Raw genomic sequence first — 25,916 nt, 5'->3', positions numbered from 1 at the left:
GACCCGGGCGGTGCGGCGGGTCAGGCCCGGGCGGTGCGGCGGGTCAGCGGGGTGAGGCCCCAGGTGGCCAGCGCCGGCAGCAGGAAGGCGAACAGCGAGGCCGAGGTCCACTCCTGCGGGGTGAAGTGCAGCGCCTGCTGGGCCGAGGTCCAGAAGTCCACCCACCAGTCGGCCACCGCGGTCGGCGCGATCAGCTGGTAGACGGCGAAGCCCAGCGCCCACGGCAGCAGCATCAGCCAGCGGGACGGCGCCCGCTCGGAGAGGTCCCAGCCGTGCCGGCCGGCGCCGAAGAAGTAGTCCACCGCCAGCACCGCCAGCAGCGGCACGAAGACCGAGCCGATCAGGCCGAGGAAGTTGCTGTAGGTGTCGGTGAACCGGTCGATCCGCAGCGCCAGCACGGTGGTCAGCACGCCGATCCCGCCGCTCAGCACCCGGCGGTCCACCCGCGGCAGCAGGTTCTGCAGCGACATCGCGGTCGAGTAGACGTTGGCGAAGGACTGGTCGGTCTCGCGCAGCACCAGCACCAGCAGGAACAGCCAGCCGGCCCAGACGCCGAGGAAGGAGTCGAAGATCCGGCTCGGGTCGCCGTCGGACCGGAGCAGCGCCATCAGCCCCAGCACGTAGCACCAGACCTGGGCGACGGTGTAGCCGGAGAAGCTGCCCCAGAAGGCCGACTTCGGGCTGCGCGAGTGCCGGGTGTAGTCGGCGGCCATCGGGACGAAGGAGATCGACACCGCGATCATCGCGTCGGTGGCGCCCAGGAAGCCGTGCCAGTTGCCCGCGCCCGGGTCCGGCACGCCCTGGCGGCCCAGCTGGACGGTGAAGTACACCATCGCGACCGCGACCGCCCCGGCCACGAAGCGGCGCAGCACCGCGATCGAGCCCAGCGGCCAGATCGTCAGCGCGGTGGTCAGCGCGCCCGCGAGCAGCACGAACAGCCAGCGGTAGTCGCTGGTGTGGGCCACGGTCTGGGCGCCCGCCGCGATGGTCAGCAGCTCGAACACGCCCCAGCCGACGCACTGGACGATGTTCAGCACGGTCGGCAGGTAGGACAGCCGGGTGCCGAACAGGCCGCGCAGGTTGGCCATCGCCGGGGCGCCGGTGCGGGCGCCGATCAGCGCGGCGACGCCGAGCATCGCGGTGCCGACCGCCGTACCGGTCACGATCGCCGTCACCGCGGCGGCCAGCGACAGCTCGCTGCCCTTCTCGCCGAGCACGGTCGCGGCGGTGGAGAAGCCGATCAGGCTGACGCCGAGGTTCATCCAGAGCGCGAAGTGGTCCCGGAAGCGCAGGGTGCGCGGCGGCTCGGTGTCCAGGACCAGCGGCGCCTCGACGCGGTGGTCCAGCAGCGCGGCACCGGCGCCGGCCGGGCCCGGGGGGAAATCCTTGGACGCGGGCGCGCCCGAAGAAGAGGATGGCGAAGCAGGCGGCATGGCCGATACTCCCTACGCCGGCATTACCCGGACAGGTTCCGGCGGTCAGCGCCCCCTCGACGGTCCGCCGGTCACTGGCCTGGCGTACGGTCGACATGCGCACTCTCAGCCTGGTCGGTCCAAGCTCCCGCGTGTCAGTTTGGAGCGACAGGCTAACCGGCACGGAGACGAACGCCAAAGGCCACGGGGTGCGCGGTCCGCATCGCGGGACGCCGGGCGGGGGTGGGGAGCCCCGGCTGTCGGTGGCGGCTAAGGATTCTTATGAGTTATTCAGAGGGGTCCTTACGGCAATCGAATCGTCGGTGCGAAAAACTATGGTCCTTGGTTCTGTCAGCTATGGAGGTCGTCCGTGAGCACCGAGCGCGAGGTTGGGCCCACCGGGCCGCAGGGGGAGCAGCCCGCGGGGGCCCCGGAGGCGGCGGGTGCCGCTTCCGAGGGCACCGCTCAGGGCGGCCACAAGCCGACCATGGCCTTCAGCCGGGTCCCCGAGCCGAAGGACGAGCCGGTGGACGGGCCGGTGGACGGGTCGACCGACGCCGCCCCGGCCGACAGCGGGTACCAGCCGACCATGGCCTTCGGCCGGATCCCGGAGCCGGCCGCCGCGAGCGCGGCGGCCGAGGCCGCCCCGGAGGCCCCGGCCCCGGCCCCGGCCGTCCCGGCCGAGGGCGGGCACAAGCCCACCGTCGCCTTCACCAAGGTGCCCGCGCCGGAGGCCCCGGCCGCGCCGGCCGCGGCCGCCGTCGAGGAGCCGGCCGTCGACCCGGTCACCGGCTACCTCGACGCCCCGCCGCCGGTCCTGCCGCCCGCGCCGCCCGCCGCACCCGCACCCGCCGCGGCCCCGGTCGCCGCCGCCCCGGCCGCGCCCGCCCTGCCGCCGGGCACCCCGGGCACCAACCCGTACGCGACCCCGACCCACGGCGTTCCGGCCGCCGGCGCCCAGGACCCGTACGGCGTTCCGGCCGCCAACGCCCAGGAGCCGTACGGTGCTCCGGCCGCCGGTGTGCCCGTCGCGCCCGGTGCGCCCGGTCACCACCCCTTCGGTGCCGGCCAGCCGCTCGGCGGCTGGGGCGCCGGCCACGACGCCGGTGCCGGCCACCCCGGCGGCCCCGGCGGTCCGCTCGGCTACCCCGCCGAGTACCCCGGCGGCCCGGGCGGCCACGGCCCGCGCAAGAAGCGCGGCGGCCTGGTGGCCCTGCTCGCGGCCGTCGCGCTGGTCGCTGGCATCGCGGGCGGCGCGGTCGGTGTGGTCGCCAGCGACCACAACAGCGGCAGCAGCTCGGCGGACGACCACCGCAGCACCACCGTCCAGGCCAGCAACACCCAGAAGAACGAGCCGGCCCCCGGGTCGATCGCCGCCATCGCCCAGAAGGCGCTGCCCAGCGTCGTCACCATCAAGGCGCAGAACAGCACCGAGTCGGGCACCGGCACCGGCTTCGTCTTCGACACCGAGGGCCACATCCTCACCAACAACCACGTGGTCGCGCCGACCCTCAACGGCGGCAAACTGACCGTCAAGTTCGCCGACGGCACCTCCTACAGCGCCTCGGTGCTGGGTCACGCCGAGGGTTACGACGTCGCCGTGGTCAAGATCGACAACCCGCCGAAGAGCAGGCTGTCGCCGCTGCCGCTGGCCGACTCCGACAAGGTCAACGTCGGTGACGCCACCGTCGCGATCGGTGCGCCGTACGGCCTGGAGTCCACCGTCACCAGCGGCATCGTCAGCGCCAAGGACCGCCCGGTCGCCTCCGGCGACGAGACCGGCTCGCAGGCCTCGTACATGAACGCGCTGCAGACCGACGCCTCGATCAACCCCGGCAACTCCGGCGGCCCGCTGCTGGACTCCAGCGGCGCGGTGATCGGCATCAACTCGGCGATCCAGTCCAACGCCTCCGCCAACGGCCGGGCCGGCAGCATCGGCCTGGGCTTCGCCATCCCGATCAACCAGGCCAAGTGGGTCGCGGACACCCTGATCAAGACCGGCAAGCCGGTCTACGCCAAGCTCGACGTGCTGCGCAACGACGACTACAAGGGCGACGGCGCGCAGATCCAGACCAAGGACATCCAGGGCCAGCCCGCCGTCACCCCCGGCGGCGCGGCCGACAAGGCCGGCCTCAAGCCGGGCGACGTGATCACCAAGCTCGGCGGCGTGCCGATCGAGAACGGCCCCGCCCTGGTCAGCCGGATCTGGACGCACAAGCCGGGCGAGACCGTCGACGTCGAGTACACCCGCAACGGCCAGACCATGACCACCAAGGTCACGCTCGGCCAGCGGGACGGCGATCAGTGACCCCGGGGCACGCGGAATCGTGTGCACCGAACGCCGCCGGAACCGTTAGGCTGACCTCCGCCTGGAGAGCTGCCCGAGCGGCCTAAGGGAACAGTCTTGAAAACTGTCGTGGCGTGACCCGTCACCGTGGGTTCGAATCCCACGCTCTCCGCCGGTAGGAGAACCACCTGCTCAGGGCGGGTGCCGAGATCGTTCGGCACCCGCCCTCGGTGTTTTCCGGGGCGTGACGGCGGAGGGCCGGTGGTGGGCCGCGGACGGCCCGGCGGCCGGGGGTTGACCCTGACACGGGGGGAGACGGTGGAGTGGGAGCACCATGTTGAACATCGGAGACTTCGCCGTCCACGGCCGGGTGTCGGTGCGAATGCTGCGCCACTACGACGCGATCGGCCTGCTCACGCCCGCCAGGGTCGACCCGGTCACCGGGTACCGCTCCTACGAGGCGGGCCAACTCGCCCGGCTGAACCGGGTGATCGCGCTCAAGGAGCTCGGCTTCACGCTGCAGCAGGTACGGGCCGTGCTGGACGAGCACCTGGACGCGGCCGAGCTGCGCGGGATGCTGCGGTTGCGGCGGGCCCAGCTCGCCGAGGCGATCGCGGCGGACGAGCGGCGGCTGGCCCGGGTGGAGGCGAGGCTCCGGACGATCGAGAGCGAGGGGAACATGTTCGAGCACGACGTCGTGGTGAAGCCCGTTCCGTCCGTGCGGGTGGCCCAACTGAGCGGTGTGGCGGCGAGTTACGCGCCGGAGGACATCACCCCGGTGATCGGCCCGCTCTTCGACGAGCTGTGCCGGCGGGTGGAGGAGTCCGGGATCGAGGTGGTCGGCCCGTCCGTCGCCCGGTACGAGGACGGGCCGGAGGGCGACGGCTCGGTGGTCATCCGGGTCGCCCTCCAGGTCGCGCCGTCCGTGCGGAACGACCGGGCGGACTTCGAGGTGGTCGACCTGGCGCCGATCGAGGAGGCGGTGACCATCGTCCACCGCGGCTCGATGGACGACGCGATGGGCAGCTTCCAGGCGCTGGCCCGCTACATCGACGAGAACGGCTACCGCTCGACCGGCTACGCCCGGGAGCGCTACCTGGAGACCCCGGAGGACCGGTCCGGCTGGGTCGTCGAGTTCCAGGAACCGGTGGTCCGCAGGTAGCGGCCGCGGTTCGCGGTTTGCCCTCGACCAGGTCGAGGGTCCTAGCGTCACCCGGCATGACCACCGCGACCTCCGCCGGGGCGGCCCGGCGCACCGCCCTGCCCCGGCCGTACCTGCCCCGGCCGTACCTGCTCTGGCCGTACCTGCTCTGGCTGGCCGGGGCCCAGGCCGGGCTGCTGGGTGACGCCGCGTTGTCCTTCGCCCTCGGCTGGGCCGCCTCCGGGTACGGCGGCGGGGCGGCCGGGCTGGTGCTGACGGCGGTCACCGTGCCCCGTACGGTGCTGGTCCTGCTGGGCGGGGCGGTGGCGGACCGGTTCGGCGCCCGCCGGGTGATGCTCGCCGGGGACGCGGTGATGCTGGTGGTGACCGCCGGACTGGCGCTCGCGGTGGCCGGCGACCGGGCCGCGCCGCTGTGGCTGCTGGTCGGGGCGGCCGGGGTGACCGGCGCGGTCGACGCGTTCTACCTCCCGGCGAGCGGCTCGATGCCGCGCCGGCTGGTGCCCGCGGACCGGCTGCCCCGGGCGCTCGCGCTGCGGCAGGCCGGCGGGCAGTGCGCGGTGCTGCTCGGGGCGCCGCTGGGCGGCCTGCTGGTCGCCGGGGGCGGGCTCGCGGGCGCGGCGGCGGCGGACGCGGTGAGCTTCGCGGTCGTCCTGCTGGTGCTGCTGCGGGTCCGGCCGGACCGGGACGGGCCCGGTCCGGCTCCCGCCGCCGCCCCGGTGGGCCTGCTGCGGGAGGCGGGGGCGGGCGTCCGGCTGGCCCTGGGGGATCCGCTGCTGCGGGCCGCGCTGCTGCTGACCGGGGCCGCCGCGGGGGCGCTGCTGCCCGTGGTCTCGCTGCTCGGCCCGCTGCTCGCCCGGGCACACGGCTGGGCGGCGGGCACCGCCGGACTGGTGACCGCTGGTCAGGCGGCGGGGGTGCTCGTGGTGGCGGCGTCGGTCGCCTGGCGCGGAGGGCTGCCCCGGCCGGGGGTCGGGGCGGCCGCCGGGCTCTGCACGGCCTCGGCGGGCACCCTGCTGCTGGCGCTGTCCGGCGGTCCGGCGGCGGCGGTGACCGGCAGCACGGTGCTGGGCCTCGGCTCCGGGCTGTTCGCCTGCCACCTCGGACCGCTGGTGCTCGGTGGCGCTCCGGCCTCCCATCTCTCCCGGGTTCAGGCGCTGTTGACGCTGGTGCAGAGCCTCGCCCTGGTGCTGTCCACCGGGCTGCTCGGGACGGCGGCGGACGCGACGGGGGCCGTCCCGCCCGCCCTGTGCTGCGCCCTCGCCACCGGGGCGGCCGGGCTGGCGGCCCTCGCCGCCCCGGCGCTGCGCCGGGCCTGACCGACCGGCACCGCCCGCCGGTGGGGCGGCCGCGGCGTGCGACCGGCTCCGAGGCCCACTTGCCCGGCCCCGGGCCTCGGGGCAGAGTGCGGAGGTGGCGGCGGTGCGCGGTGACTGGAGGCGGCGATGAGTGATCTGACGGACCGACTGGCACTGGGCCTCCCGGCGGAGGCGGTGGTGGTGGATCCGGACGTGACCGCCGCCTACAGCCACGACATGGCGGGCTTCTGCGCCGCCGGCACTCCCGCGGTGGTGGTCTTCCCGGAGACGGTCGAGCAGGTGCAGCACGTGCTGCGCACCGCGACCGAGCTGCGGGTGCCGGTGGTGCCGCAGGGGGCCCGGACCGGGCTGTCGGGGGCGGCGAACGCCGTCGACGGCTGCGTCGTGCTGTCGCTGGTGAAGCTGAACCGGATCCTGGAGATCGACCCGGTGAACCGGGTGGCGGTCGTCGAGCCGGGCGTGGTGAACGCGGAACTGTCGCGCGCGGTCGAGGAGTTGGGGCTCTGTTACCCGCCGGACCCGTCCAGCTGGGAGTCCTGCACGATCGGCGGCAACATCGGCACCGGCGCGGGCGGGCTCTGCTGCGTGAAGTACGGCGTCACCAGCGAGTACGTGCTCGGGCTGGACGTGGTGCTGGCGGACGGCCGGCTGCTGTCCACCGGGCGCCGCACGGCCAAGGGGGTGGCCGGGTACGACCTGACCCGGTTGTTCGTCGGCTCGGAGGGCACCCTCGGAGTGGTGGTCCGGGCGGTGCTGGCGCTGCGGCCCGCGCCGGAGCCGCAGCTGGCGCTGGCGGCGGAGTTCCCCAGCGCGGACACCGCGGGGGCGGCGGTCTGCGCGGTGATGGAGCGTGGGTTGACCCCGTCGCTGATGGAGCTGATGGACGCGGTCTCCGTCCGGGCCGTCAACGAGCTGGGGCAGATGGGGCTGCCGGAGTCGACCCGGGCGCTGCTGCTGGTGGCCTTCGACGGGCCGGAGCGGGAGGCCGGACTGGCCCGGGTCGCGGAGCTGTGCCGGGAGGCCGGGGCGACGGAGGTGGTCCCGGCCGAGGACCAGGCCGAGTCGGACCTGCTGCTGGCGGCCCGGCGGCTGGCGCTGCCCGCGCTGGACCGGCTGGGCACCACGATGATCGACGACGTCGCGGTGCCGCGCTCCCGGCTGGCCGAGATGCTCAACGGAGTCGCGGCGATCGCCGAGCGGCACGCGCTGACGATCGGGGTGGTCAGCCACGCCGGGGACGGCAACACCCACCCGATCGTGATCTTCGATGCCGCGGACCCGGAGCAGAGGGCGCGCGCCCAGCGCTCCTTCGACGAGATCATGGCGCTCGGGCTGGAGCTGGGCGGCACGATCACCGGGGAGCACGGGGTGGGGCTGCTCAAGCGGGACTGGCTGGCGCGTGAGCTGGGGCCGGTCGGGCTGGAGCTGCAGCGGCAGGTGAAGGCGGTCTTCGACCCGCTGGGCATCCTCAATCCGGGCAAGATGGTCTGACCGGGCAAGATGGTCTGATTTTCAGGACGGATGTCTTTTCCGCATTTCGCGCCCTTGGTCGGCCCGCATTTTCAGTACGACTTTCCGATGGTCTATGAATGGCCGAAAAGTCGACTTGGAAGGGTGATCGAACGTAGTGGGGGCGTGTTTCGATGCGCCTTGCGCCGGGGTGGTGCGCCCGGAGGTTCGTGCGGCACTGATGCGCCGCCGTCCGGCGCCCGCCGAAAGGCCGCCGATCGGGCGAAGTGCCAGCTCAGTGGCGGTGTGTCGGCGCACTGTCCGGTTCGGTGCCCGTTATGCGCGGCCTCGGTGGATATCACGCTTACGGGCGAAAACTGATCCGTCGGCTAGTGCTTTGTCGATTTGTTGCGGAAGTCTGTCTCCCGGCGTCGCAGCCCGCAGGTGTTCGTCTGGCCGGCGAACCCCCGCAACCTTGCTCGACCAATGCATGATTAACAGCTTTTTGGAGGCATATATGGCTCGCTTCAACACCCGCCGGGTGTCCGGGATCCTGCTCGCCGCCCCGCTGGCGGCGGGTCTGCTGCTGGCCGGTGCCGGGGTCGCCGCCGCCGACAACGGCGCGGGCGCCGCGGCCGGTTCCAACGCCGGCGTGGTGTCCAACACGGGTACCGGCAACGTCTTCGGCGGCGTCGACGGCAACTACGTCTCCACCCAGCAGACGGCCACCGGTGCCGGCGCCTCGAACCAGAACAACACCGTCGCGGTGAAGGACAACACGGGCAACGTCCTGGCCGGTCAGGGCAACAAGAACGTCAACGTCATCTTCGCCCCGATCTTCCCCTGACGGCCCCGGGTGCCACTGCCGGCGGGGGCGCCGGAGGTGGACGGCCGCGGGTGAGCTGAACATCCGCGGCGGGGTTCGGAACGGTCACCGGGCGGGCTTCCCGCCCCGGGTGGACCGGGGAGACCGGACGAACGCATGGACCGGCCAGCGGAAAGGGTCGCCGCGAAACCGGCCTCGTGGGCGGTGCCGCCATCGGCACCGCCCACGAGTGCGTCCGGGCCCGGGGTTGCCACCAGCCCCGCCCGCGCGCCCCACCCGTGCGCGCCCCGCGCGCGCCCCGTCTCCCGCGAGCCGCCCGGATCCCGCCAGCGAGGGCCCGCGCCCGGAGGCGTCGGTCCACGGCGGTACGGTTGCGCTCCGACAGCGCTCCACGTGCCCGGGCCCGGAACGGACGGCCCGGTCGGGGCGGCGACCGCGGCAATCGGAAGGAAGGCGCGCGATGGCGGCGGAGGACGAGGGCCTGACCGGCCCGGACGGGGCCAAGCCCGTACCGGAGCCGCAGCCGGAGCCGTGCCCGGCACCACTGGACGAGCGCCGGCCCGGGCCGCGGTCCGTCCCCGAACTGCTGCTCGGCCGCCCGCCGATGGCCCGCCCGCTGCCCTCCTTCGACCCCGCGACCGCCCCCGCCGAGCCCGGCCCGCTGTTCGTGGACTGGCTCGTCACCGCCCTGGACGCCGGGGTGCTGGACCCGCAGGCCTTCACCCTCTCCACGGTCGACGCCGACGGCATGCCGGACGCCCGGGTGCTGGTGCTGCGCGACGTGGACGCGGCCGGCACCGGCTGGAACTTCTCCGCGGCCGCCGACAGCCCCAAGGGCCGCCAGCTCGCCCACCACCCGGCCGCCGCGCTGAGCGTCTACTGGCCGCAGCTGGGCCGCCAGGTCCGGGTGCGCGGCAGCGTCGAGCGGGCCGCCGACCTGGTCGCCGCCGCGGAGTTCGCCACCCGCTCGCCCGCCGCCCGGGTCGGTGCGCTGGTCGGCCGGCAGAGCGAGCCGCTGGGCGAGCTGGCCGAGTACGACGAGGCGGTGGCGGTCGCCCGGCGCCGGCTGGAGGCCACCCCGGACGCCGTCGCGCCCGGCCACGCGGTCTACACCCTGTGGGCGCACGAGGTGGAGTTCTGGCAGGGCGACGCCCAGCGCCGGCACGTCCGGCTGCGCTACACCCGCACCGGTCCGGTCCGCACCCCGGAGTGGTCCCGCACCCTGCTCTGGCCGTAGGCCGGCGTCACGGGGCCGGTGTCACGGGGCCGGCGCCGCAAGGGTCGGCCCCGTCCGGCCGGTCCGGCCGGCCCCGCCCGGTCAGCGCCGTCCGGTCAGCGTGGCCCCCACGCTGGCCGCGACCACGCAGCCGATCCCGGCCAGCTGTGCCGCGCCCAGCAGCTGGCCGAGCACCACCAGCCCGACCAGCGCGCTGACCGCCGGCTCCAGGCTGACCAGCACGCTGAACACCCGCTGCGGCATCCGCCGCAGCGCCGTCATCTCCAGCGCGTACGGGAGCACCGGCAGCAGCAGCGCCACCCCGGCCGCCGAGGCGAGCAGCACCAGCGGCGAGGCGCCGGGGGCGGTCAGCCCGTCCCAGGCCTCGCCGAGTCCGAACGGCGCGAGGAACAGCGCGCCGACCGTCATCGACACCGCCAGCCCCTGGAAGCCCTTGAAGGTGGCGCCGACCTTGTCGGTGAACAGGATGTACAGCGCGTAGCAGCCGGCCGCGCCGAAGGCGTAGAGCAGGCCGACCGGGTCGAGCGAGCCGCCGCCGTCCCCCTCTCCGAGCAGGGTCAGCAGGACGACCCCGGCGGCCGCGAGCAGCGCCCAGAGCAGGTGGCTGGCCCGCCGGGCGAAGACCAGGGCGACCGCGAGCGGGCCGAGGAACTCGATGGTCGCGGCGGTGCCCATCGGCAGCCGGTCGATCGCCCCGGCGAACAGGAGGGTCATCCCGGCGGAGGCCATGCCGAGCAGCGCGGCCGCGGCGAGGTCGCGCGGGCGCTTGTCGCGCAGCCGGGGCCGGGTGACGGCGAGCAGGATCACCGCGGCGAAGCCCAGCCGCAGGAAGGTGGTGCCGCTGACCCCGAGCGGGCCGAACAGCGGCTTGGACAGGGCGATGCCGGTCTGCACCAGGAACATCGCGACCAGACACAGAAGCGGCGCCGGGATCCTGTCCGGGCGCCGCAGGGCCTTGCCGATCCGGCCGGTGGACCGGCCGGGTCGGAGCCCCGGGGGCGCCGTGGAGCCGGGCTCCCCACCTCGTCGCCAGCTGCCCCGCTCGCCGGCGGGCTCGCCCTTGGGGGCGGGCGGCATGGCAAGGGCCTCGGCGACGGCAGCGGCCGAGGCGGGGGCGACGGTTTCGCCGGTGTGGGAGGTGGGCATGCTGACGAGTTTGCCGTAAGGAGTGACCAACCAGCAAGCTCGTTACAACCCGTTCACGGAAACCGGGACGGATGCGGACGGGTGCGCCCGAAAGGGTGGGCTCGAACGGGCCATGCGGCGTGGTTGGCGCGTTCATCCGATGGTCCGTCAGTATCAAGGCCGGGTGCGCTATCTCCGTCCAGCGGCCCTCCTCGCCGCCTCCCTCGTGCTCCTGCTGGCCACCGACGGGACGGGTGTGAGCGCCGAGGCCTCCGTCCCGGCCGCCGCCCCGCGCATCCGGGCCGTCCGGCTCCCCGACCGGATCGGGCCGCCCCGGTTCCGCGACCACTGGAGCGGCACCGCCTTCGACGCCTGCACCGCCCCCTCGACCGACGCACTGCGGGCCTGGCGCGCCGCCTCCCCGTACGGGGCGGTCGGCATCTACGTCAGCGGCTCCCAGCGCGGCTGCACCCAGCCCCGGCTCACCGCGGACTGGATCCACCAGGCGCGGGCGATCGGCTGGCGGTTCCTGCCGGTGCACGTCGGCCTCCAGGCGCCGTGCGCCGACCCCAGCCGCAAGCCCAGGCGGATCGACCCGGCCAAGGCCGCCGAGCAGGGCGGGGACGAGGCCGGCGAGGCCGTGCGCGCGATGCGCTCGCTCGGCTTCGGCAAGGGCGCCCCGGTCTACCTGGACATCGAGGCCTACCCGATGCACGACGCCGGCTGCGGCCAGGCCGTGGTCGACTTCGCCCTCGGCTGGACCAGGGCCCTGCACGCGGCGGGCTACCGCTCCGGCTTCTACTCCAGCCTCGACTCCGGCGTCGCCGACCTGGCCGCCGCCGCCCGGGCCGGCAGCGCCCCGCTCCCCGACGCCGTCTGGTACGCCCGCTGGGACGACCACGCCGACACCGCCGGCTCCGGCCCGCTCGACCCGCAGCTCTGGGCCTTCCACCAGCGCGTCCACCAGTACCACGGCAACGTCCAGGAGACCTACGCCGGCGAGACCCTCACCGTCGACCGCGACCAGGTCGACGGCCCGACCGCCGGCTGACCGCGCCACCCCACCGCGGTCAACGGCGGCGAGGCGGCGAGGCGAGGCGGCGCCTCAGTGATCCGTGCAACGGGTTCAGGATGCTGACAGCGGCCGGACGGAACGGCACAATCGGGCACGTCCACGCGCATTACCACCCGGTAGGAAGTGCCGTGGAACCGCCAGTGCCGCCAGGTCGAGGAGGACCCGTGTTCAGCACGATGCAGGACGTACCGCTCACCGTCGCCAGGATCCTGGAGCACGGGTCCACGGTCCACGCCCGTTCCACCGTCACCACCTGGGACGCGACCGGTCCGGTCGTCCGGACCTACGCCGAGGTGGGCGCGCGCGCCGCGCAGCTGGCACACGCGCTGCGCGACGAGCTCGGGGTGACGGGCGACGACCGGGTCGCGACGCTGATGTGGAACAACGACGTCCACCTGGAGGCGTACCTCGCCGTCCCGTCGATGGGCGCCGTGCTGCACACCCTGAACCTGCGGCTGCCCGCCCAGCAGCTGTCCTTCATCGTCGACCACGCCGCCGACCGCGTGATCATCGTCAACGGCAGCGTCCTGCCGCTGCTCGCCGCCGTGCTGCCGCAGCTCGCGCCCACGCTCAAGCACATCGTGGTGGCCGGCCCCGGCGACCGCTCGGTGCTGGCCGGCTTCGCCGGCGGCGTGCACGACTACGAGGAGCTGATCGCCGACCGGCCCACCGACTACCCGTGGCAGCGGGACATCGACGAGCGCCAGGCCGCCGTGCTCTGCTACACCTCCGGCACCACCGGGGACCCGAAGGGCGTGCTCTACAGCCACCGGTCGATCTACCTGCACTGCATGCAGGTCAACACCGGCGACAACTTCGCCTTCACCCCGCGCGACACCGCCCTGCCGGTGGTCCCGATGTTCCACGTGAACGCCTGGGGCATCCCGCACGCCGCCTTCATGTCCGGCGCCAACCTGCTGATGCCGGACCGCTTCCTCCAGCCCAAGCCGATGGCCGAGATGATCGCCGCCGTCCGCCCCACCGTCAGCGCCGCCGTCCCGACCATCTGGAGCGGCCTGCTGGACGAGCTGGACGCGGGCGACTACGACACCTCCAGCCTGCGCATGGTCGTCATCGGCGGCAGCGCCTGCCCGCCCTCGCTGATGAAGGCCTACGACGAGCGCCACGGCATCCGGGTGCTGCACGCCTGGGGCATGACCGAGACCTCCCCGCTCGGCTGCTTCGCCCAGCCGCCGGGCGGCCTCACCCCCGAGGAGGAGTGGCCGTACCGGATCACCCAGGGCCTCTTCCCGGCCTCGGTCGAGGCCCGGCTGATCGGCCCGGGCGGCGAGCGGATGCCGCACGACGGCGTCTCGGCCGGCGAGCTGGAGGTCCGCGGCCCGTGGATCGCCGGCGCGTACTACGGCGGCGCCGGGCAGGACCCGGTCCGCCCGGAGGACAAGTTCTCCGAGGACGGCTGGCTGCGCACCGGCGACGTGGGCACCATCACCGCCGACGGCTACCTGACCCTTACCGACCGGGCCAAGGACGTCATCAAGTCGGGCGGCGAGTGGATCTCCTCCGTCGAGCTGGAGAACGCCCTGATGGGTCACCCCGAGGTGGCCGAGGCCGCCGTGGTCGCGGTGCCGGACGAGAAGTGGGGCGAGCGCCCGCTGGCCACCGTGGTGCTGCGCCCGGGCGCAGCCGTCGGGCTCAAGGAGCTGCGGGCCTTCCTGGCCGAGCGGATCGCCTCCTGGCAGCTGCCGGAGCGCTGGGCGATCGTCGAGTCCGTCCCGAAGACCTCGGTCGGCAAGTTCGACAAGAAGGTGATCCGGGCCAGCTACGCGGCCGACGAACTGGACGTCACCACGCTCGGCAAGGAGTAGCGGACGTACACCGGAGGGCCGGCCCCGCACGGGGTCGGCCCTCCGGCGCGTCCGGGCTCAGCCCGCGGCGGCGACGCCCGCCTCGCCCATCGCGCCGATCCGCCCGAGCAGGTCGACGATCCGGGACTGGACGTCCTCGCTGGTGGAGCGCTCGGCGAGGAAGAGCACCGTCTCGCCGGTGCGCAGCCGGGGCAGCTCGCGTGGGTCGAGGTCCACCGAGGTGTAGACCACGAGCGGGGTGCGGTGCAGCCGGTCGTTGGCGCGCAGCCAGTCCAGCAGTCCGATCCGGCGGCGGCGGATCTGGAACAGGTCCATCACCACCAGGTTGGGCTGCACGCTGCTGGCCCGGGCGACGGCGTCGTTCTCGTCCACCGCGTGCTCGACGTGCATGCCGCGCCGCTCCAGGCTGCTGATCATGGCGGCGGCGATGTCCGGATCGCCCTCGACCAGCAGCACCCGCGGGGCGTGGTGCTCGCCGTCGCGCGGGGCCAGGGCGCGCAGCAGCACGGCCGGGTCGGCGCCGTAGGCGGCGTCCCGGGTGGCCTGGCCGAGGCCAGCGGTCACCAGCACCGGGACCCGGCTGTTGAGCGCCGCGGTGCGCAGCGACTGCAGCGCGGTGCGGGTGATCGGGCCGGTCAGCGGGTCGACGAAGAGCGCCGCCGGGAAGGCGTTCGCCTGGGCGTCCACCTCCTCGCGGGAGCGGACGATCACCGGCAGGTAGCCGCGGGCCTGGAGCGCCTGGCCGGTGGCCGGGTCGGGCTCGGGCCAGACCAGCAGCCGACGGGTGTTGGCCAGTTCACCGGAGGCGGCCTGCGGCTGCTCGGCGTCCGGGCGGTCGCTCCGGGCGGCGGGCAGTTCGGCCAGCGCGCGCGGCGCGGCCGGCCCGGGCGGTTGCGGGGCGGCGGGCACCGGGGCGGCGGCCGGTCGCGGCGGCGCCAGTTCGGCCAGTCCGCTGCCGACCGGGCGCGGCCCGTCCGGCTCCTCGGCGGCGGACAGCGCGGGCCGGGCCGGCTCCAGTGCGCCGCCGGTCTGCGGGGCGGGTGCTCCGGCCGGGGCGTCCGCTCCGGGCCCGGGCGGTACGGAGAGCCGGCGGCGGCGGCCGGTCGGTGCGACGGCGGGCTCGGCCGGGGCGGGTGCCGGGCCGGTGGGCAGGGCGTGTTCCAGGCCGGGGTAGACCGGGGTGTCGCCCACGCCGGGGAGCGCGAAGCCGCCCGAGGAGTCCTCCGGGGAGGGCAGGGCGCGGCGTCTGCGCGGCTTGGCCTCGCCGCCGTCCTCGGCTGTGGCGCCGTTCGGCTGCGGTTCGACGGAGGCGGCGGCGGAGGTGGGAGCGGCGGCGGCGTCGGCGGGCGCCGGGCCGAGCGCCAGCGGCCCACGGCCGGCGGGCCGGCCCTGGGCGGGGCGCGCGCCCTCCACGGGTACGGCGTAGGCGGGGCCGGAGCGGCCGTCGTCCTTGCCCCAGGGGTCGCTCTGCGCCGCCTCCGGGGCGGCCGGGCCGGGGCGGCCGTAGGCGGGGTCGTTGCCGGTGCCGTTCCACTGCTCGGGGACGGCCCGCTCGACCCGGGCGGGGGCGTTCGGCCACTGGTCGGCGGGAGCGGCCGGGGCGGAGCCCTCGGGGGCCCCGGCTTCGGCGGCGGGCCGGCCGCGGCGGCCGCGGCGCTCGGCCGGGGCCTCCTCGGCGGGTGCCTGCTCCGGTTCGGCGGCCTCGTGGGTGCCCGGCGCGTCGCCGGGGCGGCCGGAGCCGGTCGGGGTGCCGGCGGCCGGGGTGGGCCCGGTGGACTCGGCGGCGTCGACGCCGCTGGTGGGCAGTTGCGGAATGCCCGGCAGCTCGGGCAGGACGGCGCTGTCGCCCTCCTTGGGCCGGTCCGAGCGGCCCTCGGCGGAGGCGCGTTCGGCGGCGGCCTTCGCGGCGGCCGGGTCCAGCGGCAGCTCGACCACGTAGGTGGTCCCGGCCTTGCCGGGCAGCTCGTGCGGCTGGAGCACGCCACCGTGGCGCTCGACCACCGCGCGGGCTATCGGCAGGTGGACGGGGCTGCCGCCGACACCGGGGCCGCGGATCTCGACCCGGGCGACCTCGCCGCGCTGGGCGGCGGCGAGGACGACGGTCGGCGGTTCGGCGGGCGCCGGCGGGGTGGGCGGGCCGCCCAGCCCGGGCGCGGTCAGTCCGGGGACGGCCAGACCGGGGGAGGGGGCGGTGGGCGGGTCCAGCGAGAGGCCGGTGCCGCTGACGTCGGCGACCAGGTGGGCCAGCGCCTGGGCGAGTCGCCGCTCGTCGGCGATCACCTCGACCGCGGCGGCGTGCACCGAGAAGCGCACCCGGCCGGGGCCGACCAGCTCGCCGGCCTCCTCGACGGCCCGGCGGACCACCTGGTCCAGGCCGACCGGGACCCGCTTCGCGGCCCCGCGCCCGCCCTTGCCGTCCCGGCCCTCGGGCGGTGCGCCCTCGCCGGCCTCGGAGCGCTGGTGCTCCAGCACGCCGTCGATCAGCCTGCCGAACCGGCGGCACTCGTCGGCGAGCCGTCGCAGGGTCCAGTTGGCCTCGGGCCAGAGCTGCCCGGCCGGGTCGGCGGCGAGGCGGTCCAGTCGCTGGTTCAGCGCGCTCAGCGCGCCGCCGAGCTCGCTCTCCAGGACGGCGGTGAGGTGCTCGTTGCGGGCGACCAGGGCGAGTTCGCGGCTGCGGTCGGTGAAGGTCATCACCGCGCCGACCAGCTCGTCGCCGTCCCGGACCGGGGCGGTGGTGAGGTCGACGGTGACGGGGCGGCCGTCCTTGCGCCACAGCACGGTGCCGCGCACCCGGTGCTTGCGCCCGGAGGTCAGGGTGTCCAGCAGCGCGGACTCCTCCAGCGCCAGCGGGGTGCCGTCGGCCCGGGAGTGCTGGATCAGCGGGTGCAGCTCGCGCCCGCCCAGCTCGCTCGCCCGGTACTCCAGGATGTGCGCGGCGGCCGGGTTGACCAGGACGCAGCGGCCTTCGAGGTCCACGCCGAGCACGCCCTCGGCGGCGGCCCGCAGGATCATCTCGGTCTGCTTGTGCTGGCGGCGCAGCTCGGTCTCGACGCCGAGCCGCCCGGAGAGGTCCCGGACCAGCAGCAGGAGCAGGTCGGAGGACGAGGAGGCGCGGGAGCCCTCGCGGTAGGGCTCGTAGGGGGAGCGCCCGTAGCCGTCGCCGCCGTCGGCGGCGAAGTCGTTGCCGGAGACCTCGACCGGGAAGGTCGTCCCGTCGGTGCGGTGGGCGGTCATCCGGACCGGACGGTCCAGGGCGTCGGCCTCGCGGGTGGCCGGGCGCATCGAGCCCGGGATCCGGCTGGGGTCGAACTCGGGTAGCAGGCCGAGCACGCCCATGCCGACCAGCGAGGTGCCGGGCGCCTGTAGCGCCTGGACCGCCGCGCTGTTGGCGTCCACCACGGTGCCGTTGCTGTTCACCAGCAACAGCGCTTCGGGCAGGGCGTCGAGTATGGCGTCGAGGCGAGCAGCGCCTCGGATCGGCCTGCTGCTCACGTCGACAGGTCTCCTCGGCTCAGGGCAGCTCCTCCGGAGTCGGCAGTATCTCATTCTTCTTTGCGGCGGGAGCGACCCGCCTAGTAACGTGGGCGGTGGTTGGTGCCGAGCCCCACGGTTGTGGCATCATCACTGACACACGGAACGGGCCCGCTCGCGCGGGTGTGATCCATGTGGGGAGGCTTCGCCTAGTCCGGTCTATGGCGCCGCACTGCTAATGCGGTTTCGGGGTTATTCCTGATCGAGGGTTCAAATCCCTCAGCCTCCGCCAGCCGGGGAGCCCCGTCGACGATCATGTCGGCGGGGCTCTTCGCATGTCCGGGGCCCGTCGGCCGCCCGGCCGGGACGGGGTCCGCGGGCGGCTGGGACGGGGTCCGCGGGCGGCCGGCCCGGGTCGGATCAATCGATTTCGTCCTGCGTCGCAGGTCATGTAATGTTGTCCACGCAACGCCCCGGGGGCATGGTTCACCAGGGCGGGCGCTCATAGCTCAACGGATAGAGCACTTGACTACGGATCAAGAGGTTGCAGGTTCGAATCCTGCTGAGCGCACCACACTCCGCAAGATCGGGTTCGCCCGTTCCTTGCGCTCATAGCTCAACGGATAGAGCACTTGACTACGGATCAAGAGGTTGCAGGTTCGAATCCTGCTGAGCGCACCAGCGAGAAGCCCCCGGCCACCGGCCGGGGGCTTCTCCGTTTTCCGGGCACCGCTCCCGGCGGTGCGTGACGCCGGTCACCCCAGGGCGGTCCGGGTGGCACCTGGCCCCACCTAATGGATCACATGCGGTCGTTTCGGGTACATCCCGTCCTGCCGCCCGAATGGCCGCCAATCGGGTGGGATGCGGCCAGAAGCACATGTGTCGGAGTATGGCCGGCCCAGGATCGTGGTTCCGTTTGTCAGATCTTGTGCCCAGACTGCCCGCCGCCCCGGCAGCCGACCGTGAAGGAGAGCCGGATGAGCCGACGGTTTCCCCGCACAGCTGCCGCCCTGGCCGTTCTCACGGTCGGGGCGCTGACCGGTTGGAACGCCCCGCTCTCGGTGGCCCGACAGACCCCGGATTCCTGGTCGGCCGAACACCGGGCGGTGCTGCCCTCCGGGCTCTCCGTTCAGTTCGACCTCACGGCCGAGACCGGAACGGCGGTCACCGCCGAAGCGGGCCGATTGGCCGATCGTCCCGGAGGGGGGAGTCCCGTCCGGTACGCGGACGGAATGCACGCCGGAGACCCCGCCCAGACCTTCCTCCTCACCCCCGACCGTCCGCAGCCGGACGGTTCCTGGCGCACCGTCGGAACCCTCCGGCTGGGTTTCTCCCGGCCGGTCCGCAATCCCAGGCTGCACCTCAGCGGACTCGCCGCCGTCGCCACCGGGAGTTCCGGCACCACCAGCACCGCGGCCCGGCTGACCCTCACCGGCGGATCCCCCGCCGCCCCCGGCCTGGTCGGGCGCACCGACTGGCCCGGCTGGACGGTCGGCGGCAACTCCCTGGCGCCCGCGGGCACCGACGGCTCCACCGACGCCGCCGCGGGCTCCGCCGCCGAGGGCACCCTGGAACTCACCGGGACGGTCCGCACCGCGGTCTTCCGGATCGAGCAGCGCTCCACCCCCCGGGCCGGCAGCACCACCGCGCCGCCCGTCCTGCGGCAGGCCTACACCGTCACCGTGGACGAGGAGTTCGGCACCGCGCCGCAGGCCTACGGCAACGCCTCGCACGTGGTCTCCGACCTCTTCCTGGGCGCCGACGCCACCACCCCCGGCCACCGCGACCGCAGCCGCCCCGCCATCGCCCCGGCCGACCGGCCGCTGGTCGAGCTCGACCACGACGCGGTCCGGCGCGGCAACCCCTTCGCGAGCCTGCCCACCGGCCCTTCCGGCAGCCCGCCGCCCCCCAAGCTCCAGCCCGGCCGCGGCGAGTACCAGGGCGCCGACCCCTCGCTCGGCTTCCCCGACCAGGCCGCCATCGGCCGGTACTACCGGGTCACCGTCCCGGTCGCGGTGGGCGACCAGCCTGCCACCCTGGCCGGCTGGATCGACTTCGACCACAGTGGCCGGTTCGACCCCGCCGACCGGGTGCAGACCGAGATCCCGGCCGGTGCCGACACCGCCACGCTGGAGTGGACCGTGCCGGCTGGCGCAGCCTCCGGCGACACCTGGGCCCGGCTGCGGATTGGCCGGGACACCAGCCAACTCGTGCCCTCCGGCGGCTTCGCCGACTCCGGACAGGTCACCGACCAGCGGATCAAGCTGACCGTCGGCGCCGCCCGGCCCGAGGTCGCCGAGCCGGTCGACGGCACCGTGCTGGCCGACGCCCGCCCCAGGATCAGCGGGGAGGGCGCCGTCGCCGGCGCCTCGATGGAGATCCGGGACGGCGACACCGTGCTCTGCCGGGCCAAGGTCGAACGCAACGGCGACTGGTCCTGCCGCCCCGGCAAGGCGCTCGCGGCCGGGCCGCACTCCCTGACCCCGGTGGAGACCACCAGCGGCGGCGTGGTGCTGCGCGGCGAGCCCGCCAAGGTCACCGTGAAGACCACCCCGCCGACCGCGCCGGTGCTCACCCTTCCCGCCTACACCAACGACCCGGGGCTGCAGCTCACCGGCACCGGCGAGGCCGGCAGCACCGTCTCGGTCACCGACCGGGCCGCCTCCGCACCCTCCTCCGCCTCAGCCTCCGCCGAACTGTGCAGCAGCGCGGTCCGCGCGGACGGCGGGTGGTCCTGCCTGCCGGTCGAGAACCTGGCCGACGGCGGCCACCAGCTCGCCCCCGTCGCCGTCGACGCGGCCGGGAACCGGACGGCCGGACAGTCGGTCGCGCTGGTCGTGGACACCGTGCCGCCGGACAAGCCGGTGCTCACCGCGCCCGCTCCCGGGGAGGTCCTGCGGGTCGGCCGGCCCAAGCTCGCCGGACGGGCCGAGGCGGGGGCGAACGTGCAGGTCGCGGCGGCCCCGACGGCGGGCGGCGACCGTACGGTGCTCTGCGGGGCCACGGCGGCGCTGGACGGGAGCTGGAGCTGCACCGCCAACCGGGACCTGGCGGACGGGGAGCAGTGGCTGACCGTCACGGTCACCGACCGGGCGGGGAACGGGACTTCGGCGGATCCGGTGCGGGTACGGGTGGCGGCTGCGGGGGTGGTGAGTCCTTCGGCGGCCAGCTCTCCGGCGGTCAGTCCCACGGTGGTGAGTCCTTCGGCGGCCAGTCCGTCAGTGGCGGCTCCGTCGGGGGCGAGTGCGAGTGCCAGTGCGAGCGTGAGTGCGAGCCCGTCGGCTTCGGCTTCGCCGTCGCCGTCGGCGGTGGTGCCGTCGGCCGTCGGGTCGCCGAGTCCGACCGGGGTGCCGGCGCTCCGGCCGATTCCGGTGGGGCTGCTGCCGATCGTCGTGCCACCGGTGGTGCCGTCGGCGACGTCCGTTCCCGCGGTTCCTGCGGCGGCCTCGGCCGGCTCCAGCGCCTCGGCCCGTCCGTCGGTTCCGTTCGTTCCCGCCGCCTCCGCTGTCTCCGCCGTCCCCGCCCCGCCGACCGGGAGTGCTCCGCCGGCCCCGGGCGTCGGCTCGACGAGAGCGGTGGCGGCCGCGTCGCCCGGCGGCGAGCCGGTCGCCGCCGAGCCGCTGTCGACCGCTGACCAGGGAGGAAGCAGGGCGAGCGGGGCCGCTGCCCGGCCGTTGCCGGCGCCCCCGGCCCAGGCGGCGGCTGCCCAGCCACGGGGGGCCCGCTGGCACGGTCTGCTCGCCGGGGTGCTGCTGGTGCTCGCCGGAATCGGGCTGATCACCCGTCGGGTGTTCGCCCGTGGATCCGGTGCCCGACGGCGCTGACCTGCGCCGAACCGTCCCGATCAACCGACCATGTGCCTGCGCGTCAGGTCAGCTTTGGACGATTAGTCAGTAAATGTCGACACACCTCGGCTCAAATGTCGCATTTGATGACGTATGAACTTAGCCTGACTCTGGCACTGCCCGTCAGATCCGGGCCGCCCGTTGCGCGACACACCAGACCCAGAGGATCCGTGCATGGACGTCACCCGCGATTCTTCGCAGCGACCCGACCACCTGTCCAAGTCGTTCCCCCCGGCCCTGCCGGAACGTTCCGCCTCCGGCGCCAGCCCGCTGCCCAGGGTTTCGACCGTCAAGGCCGCCAAGCCGGTCGGCCCGATCGGCCCGGTGGGCCCGGGCGACGGCGGTCCGGCCACGGCCCCGATGGCCGTCGTCCCCGCCCCGTCGCCGGCCGGTCCCGCCGACCAGCGGGACCCGCTGGAGACCGCCGCCCCGGAGACCGTCGAACTCCCCGAGCCCGGGCCGGCCGGTGCGCCCGCCGCCACCTCGCGCCGCCCCCCACGGGCGGACCAGGCGCTGCGCGAGTACACCGCCGCCGTCCTGCCCGGCTGGGTCGCCCTGCTGGTGGTGCTGCTCGGCCTGGCCGCGGTGGGCTACGCGCTGCTGCGCACCGGCGTCGTCCCGCACTGGGACGTGCTGCCCGAACTGCGCAGCCCCGCCGTGCGGGCGAGCGGCCGGGCCGAGATCGACGCCCAGGCCATCGCCGCGGTCAGCGCGGCCGGGCTGCTGGTGGTGTTCGCGCTGGCCGGCCTGCTGGCCAACGCGGGCGGCGAGACCCGGGTGCTGAGCCGCTGGGGCCGCTACCGGGGCACGGTGCGCAGGACCGGGCTGGTCTGGGTCAACCCGCTGCTGCGCCGCCGCCGGGTCGACGTGCGGCTGCGGCACTGGCGCAGCGAGCCGGTCAAGGCCGTCGACCGCACCGGCACCCCGATCGTGGTCCGGCTGCTGATCGTCTGGCGGGTCAAGGACACCGCGCGGGCGCTGCTGGCGATCGAGGACCACGAGAGCTACCTGCGCGAGCAGGTCCAGGCGGTGCTCACCCGCACCGCCTCCACCCTGCCGTGCGACAGCAACGCGGCGCCCGGCCCGGCGCTGCGCGACGGGCAGTGGTTCGCCGACGAGATGACCCGGGCGCTGGCCGCCGAGGCCGCTCCGGCGGGCCTGGAGGTCTACTCGGTGCAGCCGCTGGCGCTGGACTACGCGCCCGAGGTGGCCGAGTCGATGCGCCGCCGGCGGCTGGCCGACCTGGACGCGGGCCTGCGGACCGTCCTGGTCGACGACGCGGTGGAGGCGGCGGCGCTGGCCGTCCGGCGCCTGGAGCGCGCGACCGCGCACGAACTGGACGAGGCCGCCCGCAGCGCGCTGATGGAACAGCTGCTGGTCGCCTTCGTCGCCCCGGCCGGAGTGGCCGCCTCGGTACCGCCCCCGGCCGCCCGGGCCGGGCGGAAGGAAGGACGACCCGCATGAGGATAGCCACCGGCGCGTACGCCGACCCCGGCACCGATACCGGCATCGGCCCCGACGCCGATACCGGTTTGATCGGCTTCGAGGAGCGCCTGGGCAGCATCCCCGCGATCACGGGCTGCGGCTGCCCGAACTGCGCCGCCCGGCCGCGCACCGCCCGGGCCGCCGCGGTCGGCGGTGGCAGCCGAATAAACCGGGCCGTGCGAGGCACCTGCCTGGCCACCACCGTGCTGGCGGGTGCCGGCGTGGTCGGCCTGACCGCCGGTGCGGGCTCCGCGCACGCGGCGGCCGGCAAGCAGGGCTGGGACGGGTCGAAGTACTGGTTCAAGAACGGCAGCGGTGAGTGGCGTTGGACCAGCCACTACGACGTCTACGCCAGTCGCACCGGCAAGTCCGGCTCGTCCGGTTCCTCCGCCTCCTCCGGTTCCTCCGGTGCGAAGGCCGGCTCGAACGGCTCGGCCTCCTCCTGGGGCCTGCGTCAGGGCTGGGACGGGTCGAGGTACTGGTTCAAGAACGGCAGCGGTGAGTGGCGTTGGACCAGCCACTACGACGTCTACGTCAGTCGCACCGGTCAGTCCGGCGGCGGCTCGGAGCAGGGCTCCGGCGGGTCGGGCAGCCTCCCGTCCCCGGACACCACCCCGACCTCCGGGAACACCGAGGCGGCCGTCGACTACGCGCTCGCCCAGCTGGGCAAGCCGTACGTCTGGGGCGGCAACGGCCCGTCCGGCTACGACTGCTCCGGGCTGGTCCAGCAGGCCTACCGGCGCAGCGGGATAGGCCTTCCCCGGGTGGCCGACGACCAGTACGCGGCGACCACGCCGATCAGCGCGGGCCAACTGCGCCGCGGTGACCTGGTGTTCTGGTCGGACAGTGGGCGGGCCTCGGGGATCCACCACGTGGGGATCTACCTGGGCGGCGGCAAGTTCGTCGAGGCCCCCCGGCCCGGCAGGACCGTCCGGATATCCACGCTCGACTCGGGCTACTACCCGACCCACTTCGGGCGGCCGTAGCCAGGGAACCCACCGGCCCCCGACAGCACGCCGCTGTCGGGGGCCGGTGCGTGCTCAGGCCGAGGCGGTGGTGAGGAGGGCGGTCTGGGCGGGGGTGAGGGTGAGGGCGCCGGCGGCGAGGAGCGGGGGGAGCTGGTCGACGGTGCGGGCGCTGGCGATGGGGGCGGCGACGGTGGGGCGGGCGGCGAGCCAGGCGAGGGCGACGGTGGCGGGCTCGACGCCGTGCTCGGCGGCGACCGCGTCGAGGGCCGCCAGGACCTTGGGGCCGCGCGGCTCGGCGAGGTAGCGGGCGGCGCCCTCGGCGCGGGCGCTGTCGACGCCCGGGCCGCCCGGGCGGTACTTGCCGGTGAGGAAGCCGGAGGCGAGCGCGTAGTAGGGCACGGTGGCGAGGCCGTGCTCGGCGACCACCTCGGCCAGCGGGCCCTCGAAGGTGCCCCGGGACACCAGGTTGTACTGGGGCTGGACCGCGACGTACTTGGCCAGGCCCTCGCGCTCGGCGAAGGACAGCGCCTCGGCGAGCCGCTCGGCGGAGATGTTGGAGGCGGCGACCGCCCGGACCTTGCCCGCGCGGACCAGCTCGTCCAGTGCCGTCACGAACTCCTCGACCGGGGTGTCGTCGTCCCGGTGGGTGTAGTAGAGGTCGATGTGGTCGACGCCCAGGCGGCGCAGCGAGCCCTCGACGGAGGACTTGATGGTGGCCGCGGCCAGGCCGGTCGCCTTGGGGTGGCTGCCGACCTTGGTGGCGATCACGATGTCGTCGCGGTTGCCCCGGCTGCGGAGCCAGTCGCCGATCACCGTCTCGGACTCGCCGCCGGCGTTGCCGGGGGCCCAGGCGGAGTAGACGTCGGCGGTGTCGACGAAGTTGCCACCGGCGGCCGCGTAGGCGTCCAGTACGGCGAAGGACTGCCGCTCGTCGGCCGTCCAGCCGAAGACGTTGCCGCCGAGGCAGAGCGGGTGGACGGACAGGTCGGAGGTGCCGAGGCGGACCCGGCTCTGGTTTCCGGTCATGTCCGCAGTCAACCAGGCCCGTGCGGTGGGTTGTTCCGTCCGTCACACGGATTTCACGATCCGGTCGGACCGTCGTCGCACGCGCGGGTGGCGGGTCCGCCCGGGGAGGGGTCCGGGGTGTGCCTGAGGTGGGCGGATTCGTTAGAGTCCGTGCCATGGCTGACAACGACTACGACCCCGCCGGTAGCACCCAGATGTTCCGGGCGTTCGTCGACGAGAGCCCGGCGCGTCAGGCACCGGGCTCCGTCTCCACCTACGGCAGCAGCAAGACCGGCGGCAGTCGCACCGGCGTGATCGCGCTGATCGCCGTCGTCGCCCTGGTCGTCCTGGGCGCCGTCGTCTGGCTGGCGGTCAAGTGACCCTCGCGCGGGTGACCCCGGTGAGGGTCACCCGCGCGGCGGGGAGCACCGGCCTCAGCAGGGCTTGCGCCAGGCGTTGAGGTCGAGCTTCTTCTGCATCGAACTGAATCCCAGGGCCTTGGTCCTGGCGCAGAACTGGTCCGTGTCGAGCTTGTACTCGACGTGGAAGACCGCCTTGCCCGCTTTCACGAAGGGCGCGACCCGGTCGCACTCGTCGAACTGCGAGCACTCCTCGTTGACCGCGAAGTCGAAGTCCGGCAGCAGGGCGGGGATCTGGTCCAGGTCGTTCTTGAGGCCGATGGCGAGACCGCGTTCGTGGGCGAGCTGGGCCAGCATCCGGTTGTACTTGATCTGGTCGTCCGGGGTCAGCGGGAAGCCGCTGTTCTGGTTGTAGGCCTCGATGGTGTCCGGCTCGACGGCGTCGAAGCCCTTGCTCCTGCACATGTCGAAGCGGGCCGCCATCAGCGGCCGCAGCTGGTCGAGCTTGCGGATGTCGAACCACTTCTCGCCCTTCCAGCCGGTGTCCGAGCCCTGCAGGGCCTTGGCGAAGGCGGCGGAGTCGGGGCGGAAGTCCTCCCAGGAGCCGGCGTTGATGTAGCAGATCACCTTGCGGCCCTTGGCGTGCAGCGCGGCGACCACCGAGGCGTCGTTCTCGAAGCCGTCGATGTCGTAGACCGGCACGTCCACCGACTGGTCCACGGGGCCGCCGCCGAGCTGCCACTGCCAGGTCAGGCCCGGGGTGGGCTGCCAGCGGGCGCCGGCCGGCGGCGGGGTGGTGGTGCCGGGCGGGGTGGTGCCCGGGGCGGTGGTGCCGCCGGGGGTGCCCGGGGCCGAGGTGGTGCCGGGGGCGCTGGGCGTGCCGGCGGTGCTGGGCGCTGCGGTGCCGGGGGTGCTCGGTGCGGTGGCCGTGGGCGAGGCGCTCTGGGTGCCGTCGGCCGAGTCGTTGTCGTCCTCCGAGCCCGAGCTGCTGCACGAACTGACCAGCAGGGCGGTGACGGTGGCGAAGGCTATGGCGGCGGGCAGCAGCCGGTTACGGCGGTTCACGGT

The 25,916-nt window shown here is 74.7% G+C and carries 17 protein-coding genes, 4 tRNA genes and 1 riboswitch; of the genes, 16 read left to right on the top strand and 5 right to left on the bottom strand.

Going from position 1 to position 25,916, the window contains the following annotated elements; genetic code table 11:
* Window positions 1-20 precede the first annotated feature (20 nt).
* Window positions 21-1,433: a cytosine permease gene (locus AB0F71_RS03310; protein WP_360227298.1), complete on the bottom strand. Its 1,413-nt coding sequence runs from the start codon at window positions 1,431-1,433 to the stop codon at window positions 21-23.
* Window positions 1,426-1,574: riboswitch (TPP riboswitch) on the bottom strand. It overlaps the preceding gene by 8 nt.
* A 208-nt stretch (window positions 1,575-1,782) precedes the next feature.
* Here AB0F71_RS03310 and AB0F71_RS03305 point away from each other — a divergent pair.
* The 7 genes from AB0F71_RS03305 to AB0F71_RS03275 all read left to right on the top strand — a co-directional run bounded on the left by AB0F71_RS03305 (window position 1,783) and on the right by AB0F71_RS03275 (window position 9,689).
* Window positions 1,783-3,720 carry a trypsin-like peptidase domain-containing protein gene (locus AB0F71_RS03305; protein ID WP_360227295.1) on the top strand — a complete coding sequence of 646 codons (1,938 nt, stop codon included), beginning with the start codon at window positions 1,783-1,785 and terminating at the stop codon, window positions 3,718-3,720.
* 63 nt (window positions 3,721-3,783) lie between these two features.
* Window positions 3,784-3,871, top strand: a tRNA-Ser gene (locus AB0F71_RS03300).
* 162 nt (window positions 3,872-4,033) lie between these two features.
* Window positions 4,034-4,861, top strand: a complete 828-nt coding sequence (locus tag AB0F71_RS03295; protein WP_360227292.1) for a MerR family transcriptional regulator — start codon at window positions 4,034-4,036, stop codon at window positions 4,859-4,861.
* 56 nt (window positions 4,862-4,917) lie between these two features.
* Entirely contained in the window at window positions 4,918-6,177 is a 1,260-nt protein-coding gene (locus tag AB0F71_RS03290) for an MFS transporter (protein ID WP_360227289.1), read from the top strand.
* A gap of 126 nt (window positions 6,178-6,303) precedes the next feature.
* Window positions 6,304-7,668 (top strand): FAD-linked oxidase C-terminal domain-containing protein, encoded by a 1,365-nt coding sequence (locus tag AB0F71_RS03285; protein ID WP_360227286.1) that lies wholly within the window; start codon window positions 6,304-6,306, stop codon window positions 7,666-7,668.
* A 475-nt stretch (window positions 7,669-8,143) separates the two neighbouring features.
* A complete protein-coding gene (locus tag AB0F71_RS03280) occupies window positions 8,144-8,473 on the top strand; it encodes a hypothetical protein (RefSeq protein WP_360227283.1) in 330 nt (109 codons plus the stop codon).
* 439 nt (window positions 8,474-8,912) lie between these two features.
* Window positions 8,913-9,689, top strand: a complete 777-nt coding sequence (locus AB0F71_RS03275; RefSeq protein ID WP_360227280.1) for a pyridoxal 5'-phosphate synthase — start codon at window positions 8,913-8,915, stop codon at window positions 9,687-9,689.
* 81 nt (window positions 9,690-9,770) lie between these two features.
* On the opposite strand, the gene AB0F71_RS03270 is transcribed toward AB0F71_RS03275, so the two are convergent.
* On the bottom strand, window positions 9,771-10,835 hold the full coding sequence (locus tag AB0F71_RS03270) for an EamA family transporter (RefSeq protein ID WP_360227277.1): 1,065 nt from the start codon (window positions 10,833-10,835) through the stop codon (window positions 9,771-9,773).
* Between the two features lie 163 nt (window positions 10,836-10,998).
* Between AB0F71_RS03270 and AB0F71_RS03265 the strand changes: the two genes are divergently transcribed.
* Window positions 10,999-11,865, top strand: a complete 867-nt coding sequence (locus AB0F71_RS03265; protein WP_360227274.1) for a glycoside hydrolase domain-containing protein — start codon at window positions 10,999-11,001, stop codon at window positions 11,863-11,865.
* A gap of 188 nt (window positions 11,866-12,053) precedes the next feature.
* The gene (locus tag AB0F71_RS03260) at window positions 12,054-13,715 is read left to right on the top strand and encodes a long-chain fatty acid--CoA ligase (RefSeq protein WP_360227271.1); all 1,662 of its coding nucleotides are present in this window, start codon (window positions 12,054-12,056) and stop codon (window positions 13,713-13,715) included.
* A 57-nt stretch (window positions 13,716-13,772) separates the two neighbouring features.
* Here the strand turns inward: AB0F71_RS03260 and AB0F71_RS03255 are convergent, their stop codons facing one another.
* Window positions 13,773-17,207, bottom strand: a complete 3,435-nt coding sequence (locus AB0F71_RS03255) for a PAS domain-containing protein (RefSeq protein WP_360227268.1) — start codon at window positions 17,205-17,207, stop codon at window positions 13,773-13,775.
* A gap of 177 nt (window positions 17,208-17,384) precedes the next feature.
* On the opposite strand from AB0F71_RS03255, the gene AB0F71_RS03250 reads away from it, so the two are divergent.
* From AB0F71_RS03250 to AB0F71_RS03225, 6 genes are all read left to right on the top strand, one after another.
* Window positions 17,385-17,478, top strand: a tRNA-Ser gene (locus AB0F71_RS03250).
* 206 nt (window positions 17,479-17,684) lie between these two features.
* Window positions 17,685-17,760: transfer RNA gene (locus AB0F71_RS03245), tRNA-Arg, on the top strand.
* Window positions 17,761-17,791: 31 nt separating this feature from the next.
* A tRNA-Arg gene (locus AB0F71_RS03240) sits at window positions 17,792-17,867 on the top strand.
* A gap of 551 nt (window positions 17,868-18,418) precedes the next feature.
* Complete coding sequence (locus tag AB0F71_RS03235; protein ID WP_360227265.1) at window positions 18,419-21,010, top strand: Ig-like domain-containing protein; 2,592 nt, start codon at window positions 18,419-18,421, stop codon at window positions 21,008-21,010.
* Window positions 21,011-21,205: 195 nt separating this feature from the next.
* Window positions 21,206-22,495: an SPFH domain-containing protein gene (locus tag AB0F71_RS03230; protein ID WP_360227262.1), complete on the top strand. Its 1,290-nt coding sequence runs from the start codon at window positions 21,206-21,208 to the stop codon at window positions 22,493-22,495.
* The gene (locus tag AB0F71_RS03225) at window positions 22,492-23,502 is read left to right on the top strand and encodes a C40 family peptidase (RefSeq protein WP_360227259.1); all 1,011 of its coding nucleotides are present in this window, start codon (window positions 22,492-22,494) and stop codon (window positions 23,500-23,502) included. The genes AB0F71_RS03230 and AB0F71_RS03225 overlap by 4 nt, the downstream gene beginning before the upstream one ends.
* A gap of 54 nt (window positions 23,503-23,556) precedes the next feature.
* Here AB0F71_RS03225 and AB0F71_RS03220 read toward each other — a convergent pair whose 3' ends face one another.
* Window positions 23,557-24,510: an aldo/keto reductase gene (locus AB0F71_RS03220; protein WP_360227256.1), complete on the bottom strand. Its 954-nt coding sequence runs from the start codon at window positions 24,508-24,510 to the stop codon at window positions 23,557-23,559.
* Between the two features lie 155 nt (window positions 24,511-24,665).
* On the opposite strand from AB0F71_RS03220, the gene AB0F71_RS03215 reads away from it, so the two are divergent.
* Window positions 24,666-24,869: a hypothetical protein gene (locus AB0F71_RS03215; protein WP_360227253.1), complete on the top strand. Its 204-nt coding sequence runs from the start codon at window positions 24,666-24,668 to the stop codon at window positions 24,867-24,869.
* A 54-nt stretch (window positions 24,870-24,923) separates the two neighbouring features.
* On the opposite strand, the gene AB0F71_RS03210 is transcribed toward AB0F71_RS03215, so the two are convergent.
* Window positions 24,924-25,913: an endo alpha-1,4 polygalactosaminidase gene (locus AB0F71_RS03210; protein ID WP_360227250.1), complete on the bottom strand. Its 990-nt coding sequence runs from the start codon at window positions 25,911-25,913 to the stop codon at window positions 24,924-24,926.
* Window positions 25,914-25,916: the final 3 nt, after the last annotated feature.

It is taken from the genome of Kitasatospora sp. NPDC028055, from assembly GCF_040637885.1.
Classification (GTDB): domain Bacteria; phylum Actinomycetota; class Actinomycetes; order Streptomycetales; family Streptomycetaceae; genus Kitasatospora.
This window is presented reverse-complemented; position numbering and strand designations above follow the sequence as displayed.

Excerpts from the sequence above, each read along its gene's own strand:
- AB0F71_RS03225 (WP_360227259.1), top strand. The coding sequence starts at position 22,492 with ATGAGGATAGCCACCGGCGCGTACGCCGACCCCGGCACCGATACCGGC.
- AB0F71_RS03290 (WP_360227289.1), top strand. The coding sequence starts at position 4,918 with ATGACCACCGCGACCTCCGCCGGGGCGGCCCGGCGCACCGCCCTGCCC.
- AB0F71_RS03310 (WP_360227298.1), bottom strand. The coding sequence starts at position 1,433 with ATGCCGCCTGCTTCGCCATCCTCTTCTTCGGGCGCGCCCGCGTCCAAG.
- AB0F71_RS03285 (WP_360227286.1), top strand. The coding sequence starts at position 6,304 with ATGAGTGATCTGACGGACCGACTGGCACTGGGCCTCCCGGCGGAGGCG.
- AB0F71_RS03235 (WP_360227265.1), top strand. The coding sequence starts at position 18,419 with ATGCACGCCGGAGACCCCGCCCAGACCTTCCTCCTCACCCCCGACCGT.
- AB0F71_RS03230 (WP_360227262.1), top strand. The coding sequence starts at position 21,206 with ATGGACGTCACCCGCGATTCTTCGCAGCGACCCGACCACCTGTCCAAG.
- AB0F71_RS03280 (WP_360227283.1), top strand. The coding sequence starts at position 8,144 with ATGGCTCGCTTCAACACCCGCCGGGTGTCCGGGATCCTGCTCGCCGCC.
- AB0F71_RS03270 (WP_360227277.1), bottom strand. The coding sequence starts at position 10,835 with ATGCCCACCTCCCACACCGGCGAAACCGTCGCCCCCGCCTCGGCCGCT.
- AB0F71_RS03295 (WP_360227292.1), top strand. The coding sequence starts at position 4,034 with ATGTTGAACATCGGAGACTTCGCCGTCCACGGCCGGGTGTCGGTGCGA.
- AB0F71_RS03275 (WP_360227280.1), top strand. The coding sequence starts at position 8,913 with ATGGCGGCGGAGGACGAGGGCCTGACCGGCCCGGACGGGGCCAAGCCC.
- AB0F71_RS03220 (WP_360227256.1), bottom strand. The coding sequence starts at position 24,510 with ATGACCGGAAACCAGAGCCGGGTCCGCCTCGGCACCTCCGACCTGTCC.
- AB0F71_RS03215 (WP_360227253.1), top strand. The coding sequence starts at position 24,666 with ATGGCTGACAACGACTACGACCCCGCCGGTAGCACCCAGATGTTCCGG.